The 24905-nt window shown below is 69.0% G+C and carries 15 protein-coding genes; 14 read left to right on the forward strand and 1 reads right to left on the reverse strand.

Annotated elements, in window-relative coordinates; genetic code table 11:
- Positions 1-23: 23 nt before the first annotated feature.
- Positions 24-620, forward strand: coding sequence for a septum formation family protein (locus ACWGSK_RS22530; RefSeq protein ID WP_452456652.1), 597 nt, complete (start codon positions 24-26; stop codon positions 618-620).
- A 99-nt stretch (positions 621-719) separates the two neighbouring features.
- On the opposite strand, the gene ACWGSK_RS22535 is transcribed toward ACWGSK_RS22530, so the two are convergent.
- Complete coding sequence (locus ACWGSK_RS22535) at positions 720-2387, reverse strand: alpha/beta fold hydrolase (protein WP_358504389.1); 1668 nt, start codon at positions 2385-2387, stop codon at positions 720-722.
- A 315-nt stretch (positions 2388-2702) separates the two neighbouring features.
- Here ACWGSK_RS22535 and ACWGSK_RS22540 point away from each other — a divergent pair, with 315 nt between their 5' ends.
- The 13 genes from ACWGSK_RS22540 to ACWGSK_RS22600 all read left to right on the forward strand — a co-directional run bounded on the left by ACWGSK_RS22540 (position 2703) and on the right by ACWGSK_RS22600 (position 24896).
- The gene (locus tag ACWGSK_RS22540; protein ID WP_452456653.1) at positions 2703-3788 is read left to right on the forward strand and encodes an ABC transporter permease; all 1086 of its coding nucleotides are present in this window, start codon (positions 2703-2705) and stop codon (positions 3786-3788) included.
- A 181-nt stretch (positions 3789-3969) separates the two neighbouring features.
- Positions 3970-4851 carry an ABC transporter permease gene (locus tag ACWGSK_RS22545; RefSeq protein WP_452456654.1) on the forward strand — a complete coding sequence of 294 codons (882 nt, stop codon included), beginning with the start codon at positions 3970-3972 and terminating at the stop codon, positions 4849-4851.
- 5 nt (positions 4852-4856) lie between these two features.
- Positions 4857-5924: an ABC transporter ATP-binding protein gene (locus ACWGSK_RS22550; RefSeq protein ID WP_358504380.1), complete on the forward strand. Its 1068-nt coding sequence runs from the start codon at positions 4857-4859 to the stop codon at positions 5922-5924.
- Positions 5921-6943, forward strand: a complete 1023-nt coding sequence (locus ACWGSK_RS22555) for an ABC transporter ATP-binding protein (RefSeq protein ID WP_358504377.1) — start codon at positions 5921-5923, stop codon at positions 6941-6943. The genes ACWGSK_RS22550 and ACWGSK_RS22555 overlap by 4 nt, the downstream gene beginning before the upstream one ends.
- 7 nt (positions 6944-6950) lie before the next feature.
- Complete coding sequence (locus ACWGSK_RS22560; RefSeq protein ID WP_358504375.1) at positions 6951-7142, forward strand: hypothetical protein; 192 nt, start codon at positions 6951-6953, stop codon at positions 7140-7142.
- Complete coding sequence (locus tag ACWGSK_RS22565; protein WP_358504372.1) at positions 7139-8953, forward strand: ABC transporter substrate-binding protein; 1815 nt, start codon at positions 7139-7141, stop codon at positions 8951-8953. Before ACWGSK_RS22560 ends, ACWGSK_RS22565 begins: the two co-directional genes overlap by 4 nt.
- A 265-nt stretch (positions 8954-9218) precedes the next feature.
- Positions 9219-10466: a crotonyl-CoA carboxylase/reductase gene (gene ccrA / locus ACWGSK_RS22570; protein ID WP_358504369.1), complete on the forward strand. Its 1248-nt coding sequence runs from the start codon at positions 9219-9221 to the stop codon at positions 10464-10466.
- A gap of 542 nt (positions 10467-11008) precedes the next feature.
- Positions 11009-13588: an ATP-binding protein gene (locus tag ACWGSK_RS22575; protein WP_358504366.1), complete on the forward strand. Its 2580-nt coding sequence runs from the start codon at positions 11009-11011 to the stop codon at positions 13586-13588.
- A 97-nt stretch (positions 13589-13685) separates the two neighbouring features.
- Positions 13686-14111 carry a roadblock/LC7 domain-containing protein gene (locus ACWGSK_RS22580; protein WP_067597160.1) on the forward strand — a complete coding sequence of 142 codons (426 nt, stop codon included), beginning with the start codon at positions 13686-13688 and terminating at the stop codon, positions 14109-14111.
- 48 nt (positions 14112-14159) lie between these two features.
- Entirely contained in the window at positions 14160-14519 is a 360-nt protein-coding gene (locus ACWGSK_RS22585) for a DUF742 domain-containing protein (protein ID WP_084392184.1), read from the forward strand.
- A gap of 22 nt (positions 14520-14541) precedes the next feature.
- Positions 14542-15099, forward strand: a complete 558-nt coding sequence (locus tag ACWGSK_RS22590; RefSeq protein WP_067597162.1) for a GTP-binding protein — start codon at positions 14542-14544, stop codon at positions 15097-15099.
- Between the two features lie 74 nt (positions 15100-15173).
- A complete protein-coding gene (locus ACWGSK_RS22595) occupies positions 15174-16439 on the forward strand; it encodes a styrene monooxygenase/indole monooxygenase family protein (protein ID WP_452456655.1) in 1266 nt (421 codons plus the stop codon).
- 429 nt (positions 16440-16868) lie between these two features.
- Positions 16869-24896, forward strand: coding sequence for an SDR family NAD(P)-dependent oxidoreductase (locus tag ACWGSK_RS22600; protein WP_452456656.1), 8028 nt, complete (start codon positions 16869-16871; stop codon positions 24894-24896).
- Positions 24897-24905 lie beyond the last annotated feature (9 nt).

The raw sequence follows: 24905 nt of genomic DNA on the forward strand, positions 1-24905 counted from the left end.
CGACGATCTTGTTGGAGTGAGCAATGGTGTCCCAAGCCCCTCGGTACCTGCCCGGCCGTGCCGCCCTGGCGGCTCTGGCCGTGGGTGCGGTCCTGTCCCTCAGCGCCTGTGGACTCCCGTTCCTCCCCCCGGCCTTCCAGGGCGCGGAGCCCGAGCCGAGCCCCACGCCGATCGAGAGCGAAGAGCCGGTGGAGGAGGAGACCGACTTCACCGAGACCGAGACCGAGGAGCCCGAGCCGCTCGGCGCACAGGATGAGGACGTGTTCGTCCTCAGCACCGGTGACTGCATCAACGAGTGGAGCGCCGACACCGACGAGAACGTCAGTTCGGTGCCCAAGATCGACTGCTCGGAGCCGCACGACCTTGAGGTCTACTACGAGGGCACCCTCGACGAGAGCGGTTCCTACCCGGAGGGCGACGCCCTCAACGACATGGTCAACGAGGGTTGCGTCGACGCCTTCGAGGACTTCGTCGGGACCGACTACATGGAGTCGGCGCTGGACTTCTCCAGCCTCATGCCGACGGAGGACGGCTGGGCCCAGGGCGACCGTGAGTACCTGTGCCTGGTCGGACAGTACGGCGAACAGACCACCGGGACCCTTGAGGACTCCCAGATCTAGGGTGTGTTCCGCGGCGACGTGAGAGCGTTCCCGTCCACGGAAGCGGCCCGCACCGGTGAACCTCCACCGGTGCGGGCCGTTCTCGGTCATGGCGGGGGATCAGTGGTGGCCGAGGGCCCGGGCACGCGTGGGCTCGGACTCGTCGTACTCCTCGAACCGCTGGAACAACTCGCCCAGGTCCATCGCGTCGGGCCGATCGGAGGTCGCCTCCGGGCGAGGCAGCCCCGCGCACTCCAGGTCCTGTGGATCCGCGCCGTCCACGAGGTAGGCGTCCACCGCCTCGTTCACGCACGGGTGCAGGAACTCCAGGTCCACCAGGTCGATGACGGCGTAGAACCCGTGGCCGCCGTCGTCGGTGACCGTGACGAGGGAACCGCCCAGGGTCTCGGCCATGGCGGGGCCGCCCGAGTAGGCCGTGTTCGCGTCGTACTCACCGGCGATGACCAGCGGGGTGGTCGTGCCCGCCGGGATCAGGTCCACCGCCGGTTCGGTCGGTAGGTTCTGGGCGAAGCCGCAGGTCTGCGGGCCCGCCCAGTGCGCACCCGTGCCGTAGGGGTGGTTTTCGCGATGGTCGCGCATGTCGGCGTGGTAGGTCGAGACGCGATCGGGCCACTCGGCCTCGCACAGGATCGCCGTGTGCAGGTCCATGTTGATCCCGAAGAGGTCGGCCTCGTCCCGCGCGACCTCGGGCACGGGCTCGACCTCGGGGAAGGGCTCACCGTCGATGACGTCCTTGAGATACCAGGTGGCGTCGTCCCAGGTGCTCTGCCCTCGCGCCGCGAACCCCGCCTCGGCCGCGAAGGCGTTACCGTCATAGGCCTGGCCGCTCGGGTGGTCGTCGCGCGGTTCCTCCTGCAGTCGGTCGGCGGTCTCCTCGAAGACGCGCAGGATCTCCTCGGGGTCGTCCCCCATCCCGAACACCTCGTCGTGTTCGGCCAACCAGGCCGAGTACCGCCCCATGTTGTCGGTGTAGGCGGTGGCCTGCATCATGAAGCTCTCCCGCCAGATGCCGTCCGGGTGCACCGGTGAGTCGAGCACGCTGCGGTCGAGCCGGTCGGGGAACAGGCTCCCGTACACCGCGCCCAGGTAGGTGCCGTAGGAGTAGCCGACGTAGTTGAGACGCTCCTCGTTCAGCGCCGCACGGACCACGTCCATGTCCCGGGCGGTGTTGGCCGTGGTCATGTGCGGACGCAGGTCGCCCTCCGCCGCGTCGCACTCCCGGGTGTAACGGATCGTCTCCCGGGTGGTCTCGGAGATCTGTCGGTCGGTGGGGCGCGGGTAACTGAGGGGGAACTCGCTCCCACAGTCCAGCGGGGTCGAGGCTCCGGTTCCGCGCGGGTCCATGCCGATGCTGTCGTAGACCTCGCCGGCGCGCGTGCTCAGCCCCAGGTCGGCGCCGAGGGCCCGCCCCGCGCCGCCGGGGCCGCCCGGGTTGCTCAACAGGATGCCTCGCCGGGCCTCGGGGTCGCTCGCGGCGGAGCGGAGGATGGCGATCTCGATGCGCTCTCCGCCGGGGTCGGCGTAGTCGAGGGGGACCTCGATCCGGGCGCATTCGAGTTCGAGTTCGGCGAGGAGCTCCTCCTCGCACAGGGCCCAGTCGACCTCTTGGTCGTGGAAGGGGGCGAGGGCGTCCATGGTGGCGCCGTCGTCGAGGGGGATCGGATCGACGGGTTCGGCCGTGGCGGGGAGTGCCGAGGCCAGGGTCAGGGCGAGACCGCCGGCCATCACGGCCGCGGTCCCACGGATGACGGTGCGTGCTGGGGGCACGGGGGATTCCCTCCGCTGTCGTCGGAAGCGTGCGTATGCGCAGCAACCGTACGAAGCGTGCAAGGAGCGCCAACACCCACAAATGTCATGAGTGGGTCCTGGTGACCGGATGCGGACACTCGAACCCGTGCTTGTCGGGTGGTTTGTGGTCGTCTGTTCGGTTCGTGGTGGCGATCGGGTCGCGTGAAGGACGCCGTTCGGTCACGGGGGTGGCGTAGAGCACATCGGCCGCGTTAGCGTGATGTTCTATTAGGAAACTTTCCTAATAGAAGCGTGGCGCTTCCCCCTTCCGACCCCCTCGCCCGAAGGAGCTCCGTGGCCACCGAACTCGCGGCCGCCCCGCCACCGGACACCGGTGACGTCGGGCCCTCCACACCCCCGAAGACGACCCTCCTGGGACGGATCTGGCGCGACCACGTCTTCGTCAAGATCCGCAAGGCCGTCGTCGTGGTGTTCGTGGTCGCCAACGTGACGTTCTTCCTCGGGCGCGCGATGCCGGGCGACCCCATCGACGTCATGGCCGGCCGTCTCACCCAGGGCGGCATGTCGATGGAGGAGGCGCGCGCCATCGCGATGAACTCGCTCGCCTACGACCCCGACGCGCCCCTGCTGCGGCAGTGGTGGGAGTTCTTCGTCGGCCTGTTCACCTTCGACTTCGGCGGCACCATCAACCGCCCCGGGGTCGGCGTCACCGAAGCCATCGGCGCCTACCTGCCCTGGACCCTCTTCAGCATCGGCGTGGGCACCCTCATCGCCATCGGGCTCGGCCTGACCCTGGGCATGGTCATGGCCTACCGACGCAACAAGGTCATCGACCACGTGCTCAGCGTCCTCGCCTCGGTCCTGGGGGCCATCCCCAACTACCTCATCGCCATGGTCCTCGTCGTCGGCGGCGGCATGTACCTGGGCTGGTTCAACCCCATCGACCTGCGCGGCACCCTCAGCCCCGGAGTCGAACCCGGCTTCACGCTCGTCTTCGTCGGCGACGCGTTCTACCACGCGGCCCTGCCGATCCTCACCTACGTCCTCGCCATCATCGGCACCTGGATGCTCGTCATGAAGGCCTCCACCACCGAGGTCCTCGGCGAGGACTACGTGACCGTCGCCCGAGCCCGCGGCCTGCCCGACACCCGCATCGCGACCGCCTACGTCGGCCGCAACGCGGTCCTGCCGTTGGTCGCCCAGATCGCCATCTCCTTCGGCACCCTCGTCGGCGGCGCGATCTTCGTCGAACAGGTCCTGGTCTACAAGGGCGTGGGCGGCCTGCTGCTGGACGCCGTCCACTACCGCGACTACCCGCTCCTCCAAGGCCTGCTCGTCATCATCACCTCGTGCGTGGTGGTCGCCAACCTCATCTCCGACCTGCTCTACAGCAGGCTCGACCCGCGCATCCGAAACTAGTGCCGCGTCGGCCGAGGTTCACCCCGTCGCGACGTTCAGCACGGCACCTCGCCGCGTTGGCGAAAAACCCAGATAGGAACCGCTATGAGGGCTTCCCGCCGCCTTGCGATGCACCATCCTGAACGCCGCTCCGTAACGGGCGAACCCCGACCGACGCGGCACTAGAGGGGACGAACGAGCCATGGCCGTCACCACAGCCTCCGCCCCCGCCCCCGGTGTCTGGGGCGCCATCTGGCAGGGCATCACCCGCAGCACCAGCGGATTCATCGGGCTCTGCCTGGTCCTCGGAGTCCTGCTCTTCTCCTTCGTCGGGCCGCTGTTCATCGACCACGCCAACCCCACAGACGTCGCCAAGATCTGGGGTGCCCCCAACGCCGAACACTGGCTCGGCACCAACCACGAGGGCAAGGACACCTTCACCCAACTCGTCCTCGGCGGTCGCGAACCCATCTGGGTCGGCTTCGTCGCCGCCCTCATCACCGTCGCCATCGCCGTCGTCCTGGGCGCGGTCGCCGGCTACGTGCGAGGCCGGATCGACCACTTCCTGCTCCAGGTCACCGACATCACGATGACCGTCCCGTTCATCGTGCTGATGCTGGTCATCGCGTCCTTCTACCGGACCTCGTCGCCACTGGTGGTCTCCTTCATCATCGGCCTGGTCACCTGGCCGTTCCTGATGAGGTCGATCCGCGCGCAGGTGCTCAGCCTCAAGGAACGCGAGTTCATCGAGGCCGCCCGCCTCCAGGACCTGGGCACCGCCCGCATCCTCTTCGTCGAGGTCCTGCCCAACATGGCCGGCTACATCTTCATCAACTTCATCATCGCCATCACCAACGCGATCTACGCCGTCGTCGGCATGTACCTGCTCGGCCTGTTGCCCAGCACCGCCGACAACTGGGGGCTGATGATCCAGCAGGCCTGGGACAACAACGCCTTCCTCCTGCCCCAGGCGGCGCCCTTCCTCATCGCCCCGATGGTCATGATCATGCTCTTCCAGATCGGGCTGGTCACCATGACCCGTTCGCTGGAACAGGCCCTCAACCCCCGACTCCGGGACAGGTGATCCCCGTGAACGACCTCCCCACCGGCCCGGGCACCGACGACGGCGCCCTGCTGTCGGTTCGCGGCATCGACGTCGGCTACCGCACCGGACGCCGGACCCACGTCACCGCCGTGCACGACGTCTCCTTCGACCTCCACCCCGGTCAGTCCATGGCCCTGGTCGGGGAGTCCGGCTGCGGCAAGACCACCCTCGGCCTGGGCCTGCTCCGACTGCTGCCGCGTACCGGCGTCATCCCCAAGGGCGAGATCCTCTTTCGGCGCAAGGACGGCACCCGCGTCGACGTGCGCACCCTCCACAAGGAGAGGCTGCGCCGCTTCCGTTGGAACGAGGCGGCCATGGTCTTCCAAGGCGCCATGAACGCCTTCAACCCGGTGCTGCGCATCGGGGATCACTTCGTCGACACCTTCCGCGCCCACGAGGACGGCGATCGACGCCCCCGGCGGGAGATCCTCGAAGAGTCCGCCGAACTCCTGGAGATGGTCCGGCTCGACCCCGCCCGGGTCCTGAACGCCTTCCCCCACGAACTCTCCGGCGGCATGCGACAGCGCGGCCTCATCGCCCTGGCCCTGGCGCTGCGCCCCCAACTGCTGATCCTGGACGAACCCACCACCGCCCTGGACCTGCTCACCCAGCGCTCCATCGTGGAACGCCTCGCCGAACTGCGCGAACGACTGCGCTTCTCGATGGTCTTCATCACCCACGACCTGGGCCTCGCCGCCGCCCTGGCCGACCGGGTCGGCACCATGTACGCGGGACGCCTCATCGAGACCGGCACCACCCGCGACATCTTCCACCGCTCCCGGCACCCCTACACCTCGGCGCTGATCGACTCCGTGCCCCCGGTCGTCGGCGATCTGCACGTCCCCCAATCGCTGCCCGGCGGCCCGCCAAGCCTCCACGCGCTGCCGCCGGGCTGTTCCTTCGCCCCGCGCTGCGCCCACGCCCTGCCCGAATGCGACCTCACCCGCCCGGAGCTGGACGTGCTCGTCCCCCGAGACGAGGGTCTCGCTCACGCGGCGGCCTGCCTGCGCTCCACCGACGCCGAACTCCACGCAGAGGGGGTCTCCCGTTGATCGACCACACCTTGGCCACCACCCCGGTGAGTACCGAGACGCCGACCGAACCGGTGCTCACCCTCAAGGGCGCTCGCCAGACCTTCAAGACACCCCGAGGCGAAGTGCCCGCCGTCGCCGGCGTCGACCTGCAGGTCCGCCCCGGACAGGTCCTGTGCCTGGTGGGGGAGTCCGGCTGCGGCAAGACCACGACGGCCCGCATGGCCGCGGCCCTGGCGGACCCCACCGCCGGTTCCGTGCTGTTCCACGGCAAGGACGTCGCCACGATGGATCGGAGGGAACGCGCCGTCTTCCGCCGCTCGGTCCAGTACATCCACCAGGACCCCTACGCCTCCCTCAACCCGGTCCGTACCGTCTACTCCACGGTCTCCGCCGGGTTGCGTCGGCACAAGATGGTGAAGAACCACGCCGAGGCCAGGCGCGCCACCGCCGAACTCCTCGAACGCGTCGACCTGACCCCCGCCGAGGACCACCTCGACAAGTACCCCCACCAGATGTCCGGCGGCCAACGGCAACGCGTCGCCGTGGCCCGTGCCTTGGCGATGAACCCCGAGGTGATCATCGCCGACGAGTCCACGTCGATGCTCGACGTGTCCATCCGGGTGAGTCTCCTCAACACCCTCGGAAAACTCCGCGACGAGCTCGGTGTCGGCTTCCTGTTCATCACCCATGACCTCGCCGTCGCCAAGTACTTCGCCTGGCACGGCGAGATCGCCGTCATGTACCTCGGCAAGGTCGTGGAACAGGGCACCACCCCCCGGGTGGTCAACGATCCGCGGCACCCGTACACCAAGGCGCTCGTCTCCGCGGTGTGCGAACCCGACCCGGACCTGGTCCACGGCAAGGAACGGGTCCGACTGCGCGAGGCCGACATCCCCGACCTCACCGACCTGCCGCCGGGCTGCGACTTCCATCCACGCTGTCCCCTCTACGCCGAGGGCGACTGTGACGCCGTGCGGCCCCCGCTGGTGCGCGGCCACGACCGGCTGCTCGCCTGTCACGTCGTCACCCGGGGGTGATGGGACCTTGCTCCTCCTCATCGGGCGCTTCGGCGTTCTCGTCGGATCCTTCCTCACCCTGGCCTGCGTCCTCATGGCCGTGTTCACATCCCCCGGCACAGCCGAGTTCGTCATCAGCGTCGTCACCGTCGGTATCGGCCTGGTCGTCCTCAGTCTCGGTCTGCTCGCCGTCCTCCTGGAAAGGAAGCGTCAACCATGACCTCCCCCCACCCCCTCCACAACGCGATCCGGCAGGATCTGAGCAGACGACGCCTCCTGCGGGCCATGGGGCTCGGCGCGGCCGGAGTCACGGGCGCCGGGCTCCTGTCGGCCTGCGCCGGCGGTGACGCCGAGAGCGGTGGCACCACACGGTTCACCGGGGTCTTCGACTTCGACCTGGACTCCATGACCCGCAACGTCCACCGTGAGGACGGCGCGCTGCTGCTCGGTTCGGTGTACAAGGACCTGTTCCTGTGCCCGGGCGGTGTCTACAACTGGAGCACCCACGAGTGGGACTACCTCCTGCTCGAAGGGCACGAGTGGGACGGCGACGACCTCGTCGTGACGCTGAGGTCCGGCCTGAAGTGGAGCGACGGCTCGGACCTGAACGCCGACGACATGATCCGCAGCTACGCCATGCGTGTCCTGGAGGCCCCACCGTGGGGTTTCGGGTTCCCACAGGTCCAGGCCCTGGAGAAGCTGGACGACCTGAGCGTGCGGGTGGGCTTCGAGGACCCCTTCCCCAACATCGAGCGCAGCATCATCAAGCACCGCGTCGTCTCCAAGACCACCTATGAAGGCTTCGGCCAACCCGCCGTGGACATGGTCAACGACGGTGTCCGTCAAGGCGACGACGAGCACGCCGACTGGAACGCCGAGTTCATCGAGTTCGACCCCGACGAGATCGTGTGCAGCGGTCCGTACAAGTTCGACGAGGCGCAGATGTCGGACGCGCGCATCACGCTGGTGCGCAACGAGGAGGGCTACCAGGGTACCGAGGTCGCGTTCGACGAGGTCGTCATCCACAAGGGCGACAACCGCCAGTCCGCGCTGTTGATCCAGAGCGGTGACGTCGACTACTCCACCCTGGCGCCCTCCGCCGCCGACCAGCAGGCCTTCCAGGGCGTGGAGGGGTTCCGGTGGATCGAACACGCCGGCTACGACGGTTGCGGCATCATGTTCAACCACCGGGCCAAGCCGGAGGTCCAGGACGTGCGTGTGCGCAAGGCGCTGGCCTACATCCTGGACGGCGACCAGATCGGGCAGGTCGCCCGGGGCGAGGCCTACAGCAGGGTCGAGCACTACGCGGGTCTGGCCGACATCCAGGCCGAGGAGATCTTCACCGCCGAGGAACTGGCCGGGTTCGAGAACTACGACCAGGACCACGACAAGGCCACCGAACTGCTGGAGGAGGCCGGTTGGACCCTGGAGGGCGGCAAGTGGTTCCTGCCAGACGGTGAGGAGGCGAGCTTCGAGGTCATCGGTGTCGCCGGCTGGGGCGACTTCGAGCTGACCGCCACCCAGGTGGAGGAGGCCTGGAACGACTTCGGGATCAAGACCGAGGCCCGCAACGTACCCGAGGACAACCCGTGGGGTATCTGGGGCGCGGGCGACTTCGAGGTCGCCGTCCGGCACTGGGGCAACCCCGAACAGCCCGACTACTGGGGCGCGTTCCAGATGAACTTCCTGACCGAGAACGCCGGTACCGAAGACTCCCCGGGTCAGGGCTTCGACCTCCAGGTCGAGAGCCCCTCCCAGGGTGAGGTGGACATCGCCGAGCTGGTGGACACCGCCCAGCGCGCCGAGAGCGATGAAGAGCAGAAGGAGGCGTTGAAGAGGCTTTCGATCATCTTCAACGAACTCCTGCCGCGTGTCCCGATCTGGACCTACAAGTACCTGTCCCCGGCGATCGAGGGCGTGCGGGTCGAGGAGTTCCCGACGGACACACCCACCTCGCAGAACGAGCAGTACCAGGACAACCACGTCATCCTCGCCCTCATCCAGGGCGAACTGCGGCCGGTCCAGGAGTGATCGGGCGGAACGAACGGTACCGATAACGGCAGAGAGGGGCGGGCGTCGACGGACGTCCGCCCCTTCGTCCTGCCCCGCCTCCGTTTATTACGGACCAGGGTGCATTTGATTACTCAATGTCCGTTTATACGCGGGCATGTGAAGTGAATGTAGTCTCGCCTCGCGCGTGCAACCGCACACGCGTTTTCCCGACCGCCCGATCCACGCCCCGATCACACCCCGGCCCCGTTCAGGGGCCTCGGCCGTCGAAAGGAATCGCCGCGTCATGCCCAAGGACCTGTATGAAATCGGAGAGGTTCCGCCACTGGGCCACGTGCCCACGCGCATGCACGCTTTCACCATCCGCAGGGAACGCTACGGAGAGCCCCGAGACGCGTTCGCCCGTGAGATCGTGCCGGTCCCCGAGTTGAAGCCCGGGCACGTGTTGATCTACACGATGGCCGCGGGGATCAACTACAACAACATCTGGGCGGCCAAGGGACACCCGGCCGACGTCATCGCCGCGCGTGAGAAGGCGGGGGAGCCCGAGGACTACCACGTCGGTGGGTCCGACGGCTCCGGTGTGGTCTGGGCCGTCGGCGACGGTGTCACCAACGTGAAGGTCGGCGACCACGTCATCATCGCCCCCGGGCAGTGGGACGAGACGGCCGACGACATCCGCATGGGCGGCGACCCCATCGCCTCCAGGACCATGCGGGTGTGGGGCTATGAGAACAACCACGGGTCCTTCGGCCAGTTCACCTTGGTCCGTGACGTCCAACTGCACCACAAACCCGAGTCCCTGCCCTGGGACGTCGCGGGCGGCTTCCTCGTCAGCGTCGCCACCGCCTACCGGCAGTTGTTCGGCTGGCCGCCCCACACCGTCGACCCCGGCGACCCGGTCCTCATCTGGGGTGGCGCGGGCGGTCTGGGCACCTCCGCCATCCAGCTGGTCCATCAGGCCGGTGGCCTGCCCGTCGCGGTGGTCTCCACCGAGGAGAAGGCGAGGCTGTGCCGCGAACTCGGCGCGGTCGGCACCATCCTGCGGACCGAGTTCGACCACTGGGGAAGGGTTCCCGACGAGAGCGACACCCAGGCCTACGCCGAGTGGTTCCGCGGTGTACGCGCCTTCGGCAAGCGCTTCTGGGCCGAAGTGGGGGAGCGGCGCTCGCCTCGCATCGTGTTCGAGCACACCGGGGCCGACACCCTGCCCACGTCCCTGTACCTGTGCGACAACTCGGGCATGGTCGTCATCTGTGGGGCCACCTCCGGTTTCCAGGCCGATGTGGACCTGCGCTTCCTGTGGATGCGCCTCAAGCGCCTGCAAGGTTCCCACTTCGCCTCGCCGGCCCAGTGCCGTATAGCCATCCACCTCGTCGAGAGCGGTCGGATCGACCCGTGCGTGACCAAGGTGGTCGGGTTCGACGAGATCGGTGAGGCCCACCAGATCCTGCACGAGAACCGGCAGCCTCCGGGCAACATGGCCGCGCTCGTCAACGCCGCCCCAGGTCAGACCGGTCTGGATCTTTCCTAGGGCGTGTTCCGCGAATACCCGCCCTGCTGCGCGGCGCGTCCACCGAACACGTCCTAGCACCCTTTCGGGGTCGCGTGATCCAGATCAGGGCCGATTAGTAGTGATACTGATGACACCTGGCTAGAAACAGACAAAAGGTATAAATGCCGCGCTTCGGGGGGTGTTCGGGGTATTGGTTTCAGGGTGTTCTCGCACGTCATGTGGGTTTCATCTGGGGCTTTTCCACCCCTTCTCCGATTCTTCTGTCAAGCGGGGCGTCCTTTGTTAGTCTGACGAACCGAACGACGGTTCTCGGTGGAAGAACAGGAATTGTGTGGAACGTGGACACCTGTCCTCCGGATCGGGCGCACGTCGCCCGGGCCGGTGACGGGCCCGACCACAGGTTCCCTCGGCCCCGAAGGCCGTCGAGGCGTTCCCCCGGCGATCGGGGAACCTGTCCCGTCAGGTAACCGATCGAAGGCCCCGAAGTTTCATCCTCCCTGGTCGGGGCGGTGGTGCGGGGCCACCGCCGAGCCGCCCACCTGATTCGAGGAGACGAGATTGTGGCACAGGCGCAGTCACCGCAGGAACGCGATGACGACTCCCTGGCCAAGATGATGTCGACGGAGGGTGGGCGTGGAGCCAGGCGTGAAGGACGGTTCCGCCGGGCCATCTCCCGGATGGTCAAGTCCCAGGAACCCCCGTCACCGGAGACCGAGCTAGGAAATCCCGTGCATCAGCCCGTGCATCCGCACTCGCAAGAACCCGACGACCGCTCGTCGGCCGGCGAGGCCACACCCGTGACGGAGCCCCCCACCGGACCCTTCTCCGCGTCCGCCGAGAACGGTTACCGTCCCACTTCCAGGGTGAGCGTCCCCAACCCCTATACGACCAGGAACGTCGAGGTCGACGACGTCGACACCGGCGCTACCCCGGTCGGTCAGTGGCGCGGCGTCGGGCTCGACGAGCCCGAACTCCGCAGCCAGAACACTCCCGCCACCACGGACACCATGACCGACACCCCCACCCCGTCAGAGAACACGGAGCGGCCCCAGGCCCCTGTGTCCCCACCCGCCCCCGAGGCCGAGCACCGGCCCGAGCCGGGGCGGCACGTGGTCTCCGAGCCGTACAGAGCCGAGGGCCGCGGCGCGGAGCCACCGCGTCCGGAAGCGCCGCCGGAGACCCCGTGGCCGCAGGCCGAGCCCGCGGCGCCACAAGGACACTGGGCGCCCCCGCGATACGAGCAGGGCCCGCGGGCGCCCTACGAGTCGCAGCGCCCCTCGCCCACCCGACACCAGGGCCCGGAACAGGATTGGGACCGGGGCCCGGGTGGGCAGGACCCCTATGGCCCCGGCCCGCGAGGACAGCAGGGACCCCCGGCCCCGTACGACCACCGCGCACCGCGGGGTTACGGGGAAGGACAGGGGTACCCCGGGCCGTACGGTCACCAGGGCCCGCCCGCGTACCCCGGCCCCCAAGGACACCCCGACCACGGCCACCGAGGCGGATACGAGCCGAACTCGTACTACTACCAGCGGCCGCACCACGAAGGTCACCCCGCGGCTCCGCCCGCCGGGTACCCGCCGCAGCCGCCGATGCCGCAGCCCGCGCCGCACTACCAGGCCTACGCGCAGCCGATGCCGTACCAGAGCGCCTACCCGCTGCCCTACCAGCCGCCCGGCTACGTCCTGCCTGGGCAGCCGATGGTCTACCCGGGCCAGTTCGCGCCCTACGGCCAGATCAACCCCTACGGTCAGCCCGTCCAGCACGTCATCGTGCTCGCCGCCGGGCAGCAGCCACAGGTGATCACCGCCGAGTCGGCCGCCACGCTCTTCGCCGAGCGCGCCGAACCGACCCTCTCCTCGGAGGTGGGCCAGGACAAGGCGCTCACCCGAGCGGAGGAGGAGACGGGCGAGGAGACGACCCCGGAGCGGGAGCGGCCGAGCGCCGAGAACCCTGTCGAGCAGGAGACCGAGGCCCCCGAGCCCGAGGCCGGCGTCGTCCAGGACGAGGAGGCCGCGGCCAAGGCGGAGGTGGCCGAGGCCGTCTCCGAGGTCCTGCGCGACTCCAAGGACGACCTCCTCAACGAGGCGCTCGCCGGTCTGGCCATGCGCGACCTCTCCCTGGTCGACGCGCTGCTGGAGATGGTCGAGGAACTGGAGACCAGCGCCCAGGACCCCGACCTGCTCGACAAGCTCTTCCAGATCGACAACTTCGCGACCCGTATGCGGCGTAACGGAGAGAACTTCCTGGTGTTGACCGGGCATGACGGTGGCGAGTCCGACGCTCACGACGAGATCGTCCCGTTGCTGGACGTGGCCCGCGCCGCGACCTCGGAGATCAAGGACTACCCCAGGGTCACCCTCGGCAAGATCCCCCAGGCCTCCATCACCGGTCTGGCCGCCGACGACATCAGCCACCTCCTCGCGGAGCTGCTGGACAACGCCACGGCGAACTCGCCCGAGCACTCACAGGTGGTGATCAGCGCCCAGGAGTTGGACGACGGGCGCCTGATGATCGTCGTCGAGGACGAGGGCGTGGGCATCCCCGAGTCCCAGCTGGCCGAGCTCAACAACCGACTGGAGGGCGAACCGGTCCTCGACGACGAGGTGCCCCGGCACATGGGCCTGTACGTGGCCAGCCGCATCGCCCGCAAGCACGGTCTGGAGGCCCGCCTGGAGCCTCGCTCGTTCCGCGGGGTCAACGCCTACACGATCATCCCCCAGGGACTTCTGCGGATCGCCACCCCCCGGGTACCCGGGCAGGCCCGAACCTCGACGACACCGAGCGCGAGCGCCTCCGTGACACCGATCGGATCGACCGGCAACGGCAAGACCAACGGCACCAACGGTTCCCCCGGATCCAACGGAGCGCCCAAGCCGCCCACCGGCGGAAGCTCCGCCGTCACGGCGGCCGGTCTGCCCCGGCGCAGCGCCACCCCGCACGGTTCGCCGCTGCGGATGATGCCGCACCCCGGAGCGCTCTCGGACAACCCGCCGCCCGCCCCGAAGGGCAGGGAGGACACCCCGCCCAAGCTCACCGGTGAGGCCCGGGCGGAGCAGATCCGTGACGAGATCGGCGACTTCCTCGACGGGGAACGCGCCGCTCTCGAAGGCGAGGAGCTAGAGGGCGACCAGGAATGACGATCGACACGGCGACCCGTGCGGCATCGCGCGGTTCCGCCGTCTCCCAGACCCCCAGCGAATCAAGAAACTCGGCCGAGGCAGGTAGAGCACAAGCATGACTGAATCCACGAACGACAGCGTTGAGAACTTCTCGTGGCTCATCGACCGGTTCGTCCGGGACGTGCGCGGTGTCGAACACGCCGTGGTGGTCTCCTCCGACGGCCTGGTGCTGACCCACTCCAGTGACTTCCCCGAAGAGCACGCGGAACAGCTCGCGGCGATCTCCAGCGGCCTGCACAGCCTGGCGGTCGGTGGAGCCGGTCTGTTCCAGCGGGGTGAGTGCGAGCAGCTGCTCGTTCGCTTCAACCACGGCCACCTCTTCATCATGGCCATCAGTGACGGTTCCTGCATGGCGGTGCTGACCGCACCCGGTACGGAGCTGAAGATCGTCGGTTTCCAGATGGCCAAGCTCGTGGACAACGTCGCCCACGTGCTCACGCCGCAGCTGCGCTCGCAGTTGCGCGAAGTCATCCAGAACTGACGACGGCGTGTTCCGTAACGGTTCGGCAGGAATGAGGTTGCCTCGGCTATGAGCTTCCGAAGGCGAAGGAGTAACCGTGTCCGTCCGTTCACCTTCACGGGTGGGCGTACCCGGTCACGGCATCCGCTGATGGTGCAGACCCTGGTCTCGACGTCCGAGCCCGGGCAGGACCCTCCTGGCACCCTCATGCCGGAGTCGATCAACATCCACAAGCTGTGCCGGGAGACGCGGTCGCTCGCCGAGGTCTCGGCCGAGCTGAACATCCCTCTGGGCGTCACACAGGTGCTGGTCAGTGACCTGGCTGAGCAGGACCTGGTGTACATCCACCCGACCATCACCGGCAGCAGTCCATCGGAAAACCAGGTTCTGGAGAGGGCTCTTCGTGGTCTCGAACGACTTTTCCAGTGACAACAGGTCGAATCGCAAGAAGATGTCGAGCAAGATCGTCATCGCCGGTGGCTTCGGCGCCGGCAAGACGACCTTGGTTCGCTCGGTGTCGGAGATTCCACCGGTCACGACCGAAGCGATCATGACCGAGGCCAGCGTCGGACACGACGACACCTCGGTCACACCGGACAAGACGACCACCACCGTCGCGATGGACTTCGGTCGCATCACCATCGACGACGAGCTGGTCATGTACATGTTCGGTACACCGGGCCAGGCCCGGTTCTGGTTCATGTGGGACGATCTCGTCCGTGGCGCCGTCGGTGCCGTGGTCGTGGTCGACTGCCGAAGGCTCGCGGACTCCTTCGACGCCGTCGACTACTTCGAGACGAACAAGCGCATCCCCTACATCGTGGCGCTGAACAAGTTCGAGGGTCGTCTCGACTACACCTCGGATCAGGTCCGTGAGGCCCTGGAGGTCAGCCCGGAGGTGCCCATCATCGACTTCGACGCCCGGCACCGGATGTCCGGCGGCGACGTACTCAAGACCCTGTTGCGGTACGCGCTGGAGCACAAACGAACGAGCGAGCCCGTCGCCTGACGGGTGGGGGCCGCTCGGACTCGTGGTCGACCCTTCCCACAGCCCCGTAGATTCCCAGGAAAGTAAGCGACACAATGCGCAAGATCCTTATCGTCGGCGCCGGCCACGCCGGCCTGCACTTGGCCCACGGTCTCTTGACCCATGGCTACGACGTCACGGTGATCACGGGGCAGTCCTCGACGGAGATCCGGACGGGACGGTCCTCCGTCACGCAGTTCACCCTTCCCACGGCCCTGAGCCACGAGCGGGAGTACGACCTCGACCTGTGGAGTGTGCTGTCCCCGCAGGTCCGTAACCAACGAATCCATCTCTACCCGGGAGCGGACAATCCCGCCCTGTCCTTCGTCGGTAGGACCGGCCGGAACAACGACTACATGGTGTCGGTGGACCGCCGAGTGAAGATGGCCGACTGGCTGGAGTTCTTCGAGGACCGTGGGGGCAAGGTCGTCATCCACGGCGTCACCGTCACCGACCTCGACTACTTCTCCCGGATGTTCGACCTGATCATCGTCGCGGTCGGCCATGGGGAACTCGGTCAACTCTTCGACTACGACGAGAGTCGTTTCAGCGGAGCCCGACCCCGGTCCATGGCCCAGGCGTTGATCTACGACGTGTGGCCGGACTCCGCTGACGACGTCAACGTCGGCTGGGCGGCCTCCGCCGCGGAGGCCGGGAACACCATCCTCATGCCCATCCTCAGCCAGGAGGGCCCCTGCCACGCCCTGGTCATGGTGGACAAACGAGGCGGACCGATGGACGCCTGGCCCGACCGTCCGGGCCCTGAGGAACAGCTGCGCCGGATGAAGGATCTAATGCGTCGCTACGCTCCGGAGTACTACGAGCGGGTCAAGGACGCGGCGCTGGTCGACGGCAACAACAGCACCCTCACCGACGAGGTCACCCCCCAGGTGCGCAACCCCGTCGGGATTCTGCCGTCCGGAGGGAGGGTTCTGGGTATGGCCGATGTCGTCGTCACGATGGACCCCTACGTCGGCCAGAGCTGGAACAACTCCATGCACTGTGCGAAGGCCTACCTTGAGGCCATCATGGAACACGGAGATGGGAAGTTCGATGAGGACTTCCTGGTCGGCATGTTCGATCGGTTCTGGGAATTCGGTCTGCACAACCAGCTGTGGTCTGAGATGAATTCCACCATTTGGGATCAGGGTGACCTGCCGGATTACTTCCACCGGCTCATCGATGGTGCGCAACACCACCCCGAGATCGCAGATCGCTGGATTCAGGGGTGGGACTACCCGCCTGACTACGCCAATTGGCTCCTGGACCAGGAAGAGGCCATGAGGTATCTCTCCGAGGTCCAACAGCGGCACGGAGGCTGATCGCTCCCGCCCCACCCCGCAGTGCCCGATGTCCACGGACATCGGGCATTTCCTTTTGGTAACAGTTCTGTGAAATTACCAGTTGTGTCAGGGTCTGAATGCTCGCAGTGGATTGACCGAAAACTAGTGTTCCGTTGTCTTCTGTCCTGAATCGCGGATAGCATCCACTCTGCGGACGGCTTGAAACCACGGGTGGGGAACGTGTGGTTGAAGTGTTGATCGAGCCGTGTGCGGCTTGATTATCCCCGTGGTCGATTTCCGAAGAGTTCATCGGTTTCGGTCGCGGGGCCTCGTGTTCGTCGGACCCACCCTGAACTGCGCATAAAGGGCAGTGCGCGTGCACCTTCACGAGACTTTCAAGCCGAGCCGTGACTCCCTCGGGCCAGGACCCGCCCGGGTGAGGACGTCGAGTTCGACCGGAGGAACGCGATGACCAGGGATCCTCGAAGCGGTGCGGCCCCCCGCTCACCCATCGCGGTGGTGGGGCTGGCCTGCCGGCTGCCAGGCGCCTCGACACCGGAGGCCCTCTGGCGGTTGTTGTGCGAGGGGCGGGAGTCCATCTCACCGCCGCCCGAACGTCTCGGTTGGACCTCCACCGAACGGGACCACCGCTGGGGCGGCTACCTGGATCGTGCCGAGGACTTCGACGCGGCCTTCTTCGGTGTCTCCCCGCGCGAGGCCGTGGCCATGGACCCCCAGCAGCGGCTGATGCTCGAACTGAGCTGGGAGGCCGTCGAGAACGCGCGTACCGCGCCCGACAGTCTGCACGGCACCAGGACCGGGGTCTTCACCGGTGCCATCTCCTCGGACTACTCCCTCCTGCTTCGGGACGAGCCCGCCTCGCACCACAGCCTGACCGGTGGTCAGCGCGGCATGATCGCCAACCGCGTCTCCTACACGCTCGGCCTTCGTGGGCCCAGCATGACCGTGGACAGCGGGCAGTCCTCCTCCCTTGTCAGCGTGCACACGGCGATGGAGAGCCTGCGCAGTGGAGAGTGCGACATCGCGCTGGCCGGCGGCGTCAACCTCATCCTCCTGCCCGGAAGCACCGATGACGTGGAGTTGTTCGGCGGTCTGTCGCCGGACGCCCACTGCTACACCTTCGACTCGCGCGCCAACGGTTACGTCCGAGGCGAGGGCGGGGCCGTGGTCGTCCTCAAACCGCTCGATCGCGCGCTGGCGGACGGTGACCACGTCCACGCCGTTCTGTCCGGCGGAGCGGTCAACAACTCCGGTCCCACCTCCTACCTGGCCCGGCCCGAACCCGAAGGTCAGGTGGAGGTCCTGCGCGCCGCCCACCGCCGGGCCGGGATCGACCCCGCGCACGTGGGGTACGTGGAGTTGCACGGCACGGGCACCCCGGCCGGCGACCCGGTCGAGGCCGCCGCGCTCGGCGAGGTCTTCACCAAGCGTTCCAGCGCCCTGCGGGTGGGCTCGGTCAAGACCAACGTGGGACACCTGGAGGGCGCCGCCGGAATCGTCGGCCTGATCAAGGTCGTGCTCAGCCTCTCCCACGGCCTGTTGCCGCCCACTCGGAACTTCGACGCGCCCAACCCGGGGATCGACCTGGAGGGTCTGGGGCTGGCCCCGCAGACCGTTCGGGAACCCTGGCCCACGGAGACACCTCTGGCCGGGGTGTCCTCCTTCGGCATGGGCGGGACCAACTGCCACCTCGTCCTGGCTCCGCCGCCTCGACGCACACCCGAGGCCTCCGGCCAGGCACCGGGGGAGGGCGCTCTCGACCCCGTGCCCTGGATCCTCTCGGCCCGCTCCGAGGCGGCCCTTCGCGCCCAGGCCTCGGTATTGCACTCCTTCGTGTCCAAGCGGCCCGGTCTGCGCCCCGAGGACGTGGGTTTCTCGCTGGCGACCACCCGCACGGTCATGGAGCACCGCGCGGTCATCCTCGCCCCGGGCGGCAATGGAACACGTGACCTGGAGTCGATCCGTCCCTCCGGTGCGCCGGTGGGCGAACGCGATGGTCGCGGCCCCGTCCTGGTCTTCCCGGGACAGGGCGGCCAGTGGGCGGGCATGGTCCGTCCGCTCCTGGACGGCGACGGTCGACTCGCCCGGACCTTCGGTCGGCGACTGCGTGAGTGCGAGCGGGCCCTGGACCCCTACGTCGACTGGTCCCTCACCCGGGTGCTTCGCGGGGAGCCGGGGGCGCCCCGTTACGTCGGCCCCGGAGCCCGCGTGGACGTCGTCCAGCCGGTCCTGTGGGCGGTCATGGTGGCGCTGGCCCGGGTCTGGGAGACCTTGGGGGTACGTCCCACCGCCGTGATCGGTCACTCCCAGGGCGAGATCGCCGCGGCCCACGTGGCGGGTGTGCTGACCTTGGAGGACGCCGCCAAGGTGGTGGCGCTGCGCAGTCGGGCGCTGACCTCCCTCGGCGGCAGTGGTGCCATGGCCTCCCTCGGACTCTCCCCGGAACAGACCCAGGAGCTCATCGGCTCGCTGAACGACCTCCACCTGGCGGCGGTCAACGGGCCCGAGTCCGTGGTGGTCTCGGGCGATCCCGCCTCGGTGCGCGCCGCCGTGGACCACTGCGTGGACGACGGTGTGCACGCCGCCCTGGTGGACGTCGACTACGCCTCGCACTCCGCGCACGTCGAACGGGTCCGGGAGACCCTGCTCGAACAGTTGGAGGGCGTCACGCCGCGTCCGGCCCGGATCCCCGTCCTGTCGACGCTGACCGGGAGCGAGCTGCGCCAGGACGGGCCCGCCATGGACGGTCGGTACTGGTACCTGGGGTTGCGCAATCCGGTCCGCTTCGCCGAAGCGGTGGCCGAGGCGGTGGCCGGCGGACACGACACCTTCGTCGAGGTCGGCCCGCATCCCGTCCTCGCCCACGGGATCGAACGCGTGTTGGCGTCCGGTGAGACGCGCGGTGCGGTGCTGGAGACCCTGCGGCGCGACCACGGAGACGAGGCCCAGCTGCTGACCGCGGCGGCCCAGGCCTTCACCGCCGGACTGGACGTGAACTGGGGGAACCTCTTCAGGGGTTCGGGCGCGCACCGCGTCGACCTGCCCACCTACCCCTTCCAACGCACCCGTCACTGGCCCGAGCTCACCCCGGTCGCACCGATGACCGTGGCGGCGGAGGGCGCGCCAGAACCTGCCGACGGGTCGGTCACCCCCGGGGGCGGAGGCGCTTCCGGGCTGGTGGCGTCCCTGAGCGCCCAGGTGTTGGAACTGGACGGGCTGGAGCCCGCGGACGAACGGCGGGCCTTCCGCGACCTCGGCTTCGACTCCATCATGCTGCTGGAACTGGCCGACCTCATCGAGGACGAGACCGGTGTCCGCCTGGAGGACTCCGTCCTCTTCGAACTCCCCACCCCGGCCGCGCTCGCGGGACACGTAGCCGAGGAACTGGGCGAGGAACCGCCCGACCGGGAGCGGGAGAAGGTCGCGCCGCGCCGTGCGGCCCCCGCCGAGACCACGCCGGTGGGAGCGGCCGACGACGACCCGATCGCCATCACCGCGATGGCCTGTCGCCTGCCCGGCGGGGTGAGCTCACCGGAACAGTTGTGGCGGTTGCTGGAGGAGGGGACCGACGCCATCGGGGCCTTCCCCGAGAACCGTGGCTGGGACCTGGACTCGCTCTACGATCCGGAACCCGGTACCCCCGGGCGCACCTACACGCGCAACGGCGGATTCCTCTACGACGCCGACCTCTTCGACGCCGACTTCTTCGGGATCAGCCCTCGCGAGGCCGACGCCATGGATCCCCAACAGCGTTTGCTGTTGGAGACCTCCTGGGAGGCGATTCAACGGGCCGGCCTGGACACCGAGGAACTGCGCGGTCGACAGGTGGGCGTCTTCGTCGGTGCGATGCCCGGCGAGTACGGCGCGCGACTGGCCGATCCGGCCGGTGACGCCGACGGTGGGTACCGGCTGACCGGAAGCACGCTGAGCGTGGCCTCCGGGCGTATCGCCTACGTGCTCGGCCTCAACGGCCCCGCGTTGACCATCGACACCGCCTGCTCCGGTTCGCTGGTGGCCCTGCACCAGGCCGCCGCCGCCCTGCGCCGGGGCGAGTGCTCCATGGCGCTGGCCGGTGGTGCGACCGTCATGGCCACCCCCGGGATGTTCCTGGAGTTCTCCGCGCAGCGCGGCCTGTCCGCGGACGGGCGCTGCCGTGCCTTCGGCGCGGGCGCCGAGGGCACCGCGTGGGCGGAGGGAGCGGGCATGCTCCTGCTCGAACGGGCCTCGCAGGCGCGCCGCAACGGTCGCCCCGTGTTGGCCTTGCTGCGTGGCAGCGCCGTGAACTCCGACGGGGCCTCCAATGGTCTGACGGCCCCCAACCCGGAGGCCCAGGAGAGGGTGATCCGTCAGGCCCTGTCCGCCGCCGGGCTCGCCCCCGGCGAGGTCGACGCGGTCGAGGCGCACGGCACCGGGACCCGGCTGGGCGATCCGATCGAGGCCCGTGCCCTGATGTCGGTCTACGGCCAGGATCGGGAGCACGACCTGTTGCTCGGCTCCCTCAAGTCCAACATCGGCCACGCCCAGGCCGCGGCGGGGGTCGCGGGCGTGATCAAGACCGTGGAGGCGCTGCGCCACGGTCGCCTGCCACGGACACTGCACGTGGATGAACCCACGGACCGGGTCGAGTGGCGAGGCAGTGGTGTGCGTCTGCTGTCCGAGGAGACCCCTTGGCCCGACACCGGACGACCCCGGCGGGCCGCGGTGTCCTCCTTCGGGATCAGCGGTACCAACGCGCACGTGCTGTTGGAGGGGGTGGCCGACGAGGTCGCCCCGGTCACCGTGCCGGATGATCCCTTCCAGCGTTCCCGCCACTGGCTTTCGCCGAGTGCGCCCGAGGCCCGTGCGGAGGAGGTGGCGACCCCGCTGCTGGACGACGGACTCTCCCTGGCCGACGGGGGAGCGGTGTTCCACGGCCGGATCTCCGTCGCCCGACAGCCCTGGACCGCCGACCACCGGGTCCTGGGCCGGGTGATGGTGCCCGGAACCGCGATCGTGGACCTGGTCGCCCGAGCGGGAGCGCGCGTCGGTGCCGACGTCGTCACGGACCTGGTGTTGGAGGCGCCCCTGACACTGGGGCGTGAGGGGACGGCGGAGCTACAGGTCCTCGTCGCCGCCCAGGACGGGCGAGGGCACCGTGAGGTCAACGTGTACGCGCGAGGTGGGGCCACCATGGACCCGCCCTGGATCCGTTACGCCTCCGGTGCCGTCGCTGGCGTGCGGACCCCCGCGGGCGCCCCCGAGAACACGGAACCGGGCTCGACCGTCCCGCCCACCTCCGGTACCGAGCGGATCCCGGTCGACTACACCGACCTGAGCGTTCGGGGTTACGGATACGGTCCGGCGTTCCGCGGACTGAAGTCGGTGCACGAATACGCGGACGAACTCTTCGTCGAGGTCGAACTGCCGGAGCGGGTCGCCACGGACGAGACGTTCCACGCGCTTCATCCGGCCCTGATGGACGCCGTCCTCCACGCGGTGCTACCGGGAGGCGGCGGAGAGGGCCACCACGGACCCGTGGTGCCCTTCGCCTGGAGCGGTATTCGGCTGAGCGCCTTCGAGGGAGGGGAGATGCCCCGCACGCTGAGGGCACGGCTCTCCCCGTTGGGCGGGGACCGCTACCGGCTCCTGGCCACCGACACCGGGGGCGAAACGCTCTGGTCCGTCGATGAACTGACCCTGAGGCCCTTGGGCCGGGACGCTCTGCCCGAACCGGAGCCGGGCGAACTTCCCGAGCTGTACGAGCTCCAGTGGGAGAGGGTCGAACCTCCGGAACCCCGGGTCGAGGAGACCGGTACCCTTCCCGCCCTGGCGGACCTGGATCCCGAGGCGCCGGTGCCCGCGCTGGTCTGCGCCGAGCTGCCCGCCTCCGTGGTCTACGCCGAGGGCGACACCCTGCCCGACGCGGTACGGCAGGGGCTGGAGTCGGCCCTGGAATCGGTCCGCGCGTGGCTGGCGGACGAGCGTACGGTCGACTCTCGGCTGGCCCTGATCACCTGGCGCGCGGTCGCCGTCGAAACCGGGGAGCCGCTCCCCGGGCTCGCCGCCGGTCCGGTCTGGGGACTGTTCCGCGCGGCCCAGCGCGAACATCCCGGCCGCTTGGTGTTGTTGGACTCCGACGGTGCCGAGGAGTCCCACGCGGTCCTGCCCGCGGCGCTCGAACTCGACGAACCACAGATCGCCCTGCGTTCGGGCACCGTCCTGGTCCCACGTCTGCGGAAACCCCAGGAAACGGAGGAAGGAACCTTCACCCCGCCAGGCCGACTGTGGCGCGCGGACACGCGGAGCCCGGGTTCCCTGGAAGCGTTGGACGCGGTGCCCTCGCCCGAAGGCGGTGCCGTCCTGGCCCCCTCGGAGGTACGTCTCTCCGTACGGGCCGCCGGCGTGAACTTCCATGACGTCGTCACGGCTCTAGGTGTTGTGGACGACGGTGTCGGGATCGGCATCGAGGGTGCGGGAATCGTCCTGGAGACGGGTTCCGAGGTGACGGACCTGGCCCCCGGTGACCGGGTGGCGGGGATGTTCGACGGTGCCTTCGGCCCCTTCGCCGTGGCGGACCGGGCCCGTCTGGCCCGTATGCCCGAGGGTTGGACCTTCGAGCAGGCGGCCTCGGTGCCGGTGGCCTTCCTGAGCGCCTACCACGGCCTGGTGGACCTGGCCGCGGTGCGCCCCGGTGAGAGCGTGCTCGTGCACGCGGCGGCCGGGGGCGTGGGTACCGCCGCCGTCCAACTCGCCCAGCACATGGGCGCCAAGGTGTTCGGCACCGCCAGCCCGCACAAGTGGCCGGGGCTGGCCGCCTACGGCCTCCCGATGGAACGGCTGGCCTCGTCCCGCACGCTGGAGTTCGAGGGCCGGCTGAGGGAGGCCAACGACGGCCGAGGCATCGACGTGGTCCTCAACTCACTGTCCGGCGAGTTCGTGGACGCCTCACTGCGCCTCCTGCGCTCGCCCGGCGACGGCGCGGGACCGGGCGGCCGGTTCGTGGAGATGGGCAAGACCGACATCCGTGACGTCGACGAGGTGGCCGCCGACCACCCGGGCCGTACCTACGAGGCCTTCAGCCTGCCGGACGTGGATCCCGAACGGATCGGCCGAATGCTCGTGCGGGTGATGGAGCTGTTCGAGGAGGGGGCCCTGCGTCCCCTGCCCACCACCGTGTACGAGGTCGGAGAGGTTCAGGAGGCCTTCCGCGCGCTCCAGCGCGGCGAGACCGTCGGCAAGGTGGTCCTCAAGATCCCCGCACCCTTCCCCCAGGAGGGCACGACCCTGATCACCGGTGGCACCGGCGGGCTCGGCCACCGTCTGGCGCACCACCTGGTCACCGCCTACGGCGTTCGGAACCTGTTGCTGCTCGGCCGTCGCGGCGCGGACACCCCCGGACAGGCGGAGCGGACCGCCCAGCTGGAGGCGTTCGGCGCCGAGGTGGAGGTCGTCGCCTGTGACGCGGCCGACCGCGAGGAACTGCGGAGTGTCCTGGCAGCGGTGCCGGAGGAGCGTCCGCTGCGCGCGGTGGTCCACGCCGCGGGAACCCTCGACGACGCCACCGTCGCCACCCTGACCCCGGAGCAATTGCACACCGTCCTTCGCCCCAAGGTCGACGCCGCGTGGAACCTGCACGAACTCACCGACGACCTGTCGTCCTTCGTCCTGTTCTCCTCGGCGGTGGGTGTCCTGGGCAACCCCGGGCAGGCGAACTACGCGGCGGCCAACTCCTTCTGTGACGCGTTGGCACACCTGCGGCGCGGGGACGGCCTTCCCGCCGTCTCGCTGTCGTGGGGGCTGTGGGCAGGTGGCGGTGGTATGACCGGCCACCTGGAGGAGTCCGACCTGGACGTGCTCGGCCGGAGCGGTCTGTTGCCGATGCGGCCCGACGCGGCGCTCGACCTGTTCGACACCGTGCTCTCCCGGAACCCGGTCCACGCGGTCCCCGCGTGGCTCACCCCGGCCACCGGAGTCAGTGTGCTCCGAGGGCTCCTGCCCGAACCCGGCGCGGAGCGTGCCTTGCCCGCCACACCCACCGCCTCCGGTTCCACCGGTGGCGCGGGGGACACGGGTGATCCGGCCGCGCGCTTCGCCGCCATGGACGAGGACGAGCGGTCCCGTGCCCTGTTGGCGGAGGTCCGCGCGCACACCGCCGTGGTCCTGGGACACCGGGCCGGTTCGGCGTCCAAGGTGGACCCCGACCGCCCCTTCACCGAACAGGGCACGGACTCGCTGACCAGCGTGGAGCTGCGCAACCGGCTCAGCAGCGCCATCGGGGTGCGGATCCCGGCCACCGCCGTCTTCGACCACCCCACCCCCCGGGCGCTGGCACGGTTGCTCGACGGTCTCCTGGCTCGGGAACCCGAGGCCGCGACCGAGCGCGTCGGCCGACACCGGACCGACACACCTCGTACGGAGACCGGCGACGAGGACGACATCGACGAGATGGGCGTCGACGAACTGGTGGACCTCGCCCTGCGGGGCCCGAGCGTTTGACGAGGAGCT

The sequence above is a fragment of the Nocardiopsis sp. NPDC055551 genome (genome assembly GCF_053619415.1).

What these genes read in the sequence shown, in the direction of transcription:
- ACWGSK_RS22595 (WP_452456655.1), top strand. Translation starts at nt 15,174, where the DNA reads ATGCGCAAGATCCTTATCGTCGGCGCCGGCCACGCCGGCCTGCACTTG.
- ACWGSK_RS22545 (WP_452456654.1), top strand. Translation starts at nt 3,970, where the DNA reads ATGGCCGTCACCACAGCCTCCGCCCCCGCCCCCGGTGTCTGGGGCGCC.
- ACWGSK_RS22580 (WP_067597160.1), top strand. Translation starts at nt 13,686, where the DNA reads ATGACTGAATCCACGAACGACAGCGTTGAGAACTTCTCGTGGCTCATC.
- ACWGSK_RS22565 (WP_358504372.1), top strand. Translation starts at nt 7,139, where the DNA reads ATGACCTCCCCCCACCCCCTCCACAACGCGATCCGGCAGGATCTGAGC.
- ACWGSK_RS22600 (WP_452456656.1), top strand. Translation starts at nt 16,869, where the DNA reads ATGACCAGGGATCCTCGAAGCGGTGCGGCCCCCCGCTCACCCATCGCG.
- ccrA (WP_358504369.1), top strand. Translation starts at nt 9,219, where the DNA reads ATGCCCAAGGACCTGTATGAAATCGGAGAGGTTCCGCCACTGGGCCAC.
- ACWGSK_RS22585 (WP_084392184.1), top strand. Translation starts at nt 14,160, where the DNA reads ATGAGCTTCCGAAGGCGAAGGAGTAACCGTGTCCGTCCGTTCACCTTC.
- ACWGSK_RS22530 (WP_452456652.1), top strand. Translation starts at nt 24, where the DNA reads ATGGTGTCCCAAGCCCCTCGGTACCTGCCCGGCCGTGCCGCCCTGGCG.
- ACWGSK_RS22590 (WP_067597162.1), top strand. Translation starts at nt 14,542, where the DNA reads ATGTCGAGCAAGATCGTCATCGCCGGTGGCTTCGGCGCCGGCAAGACG.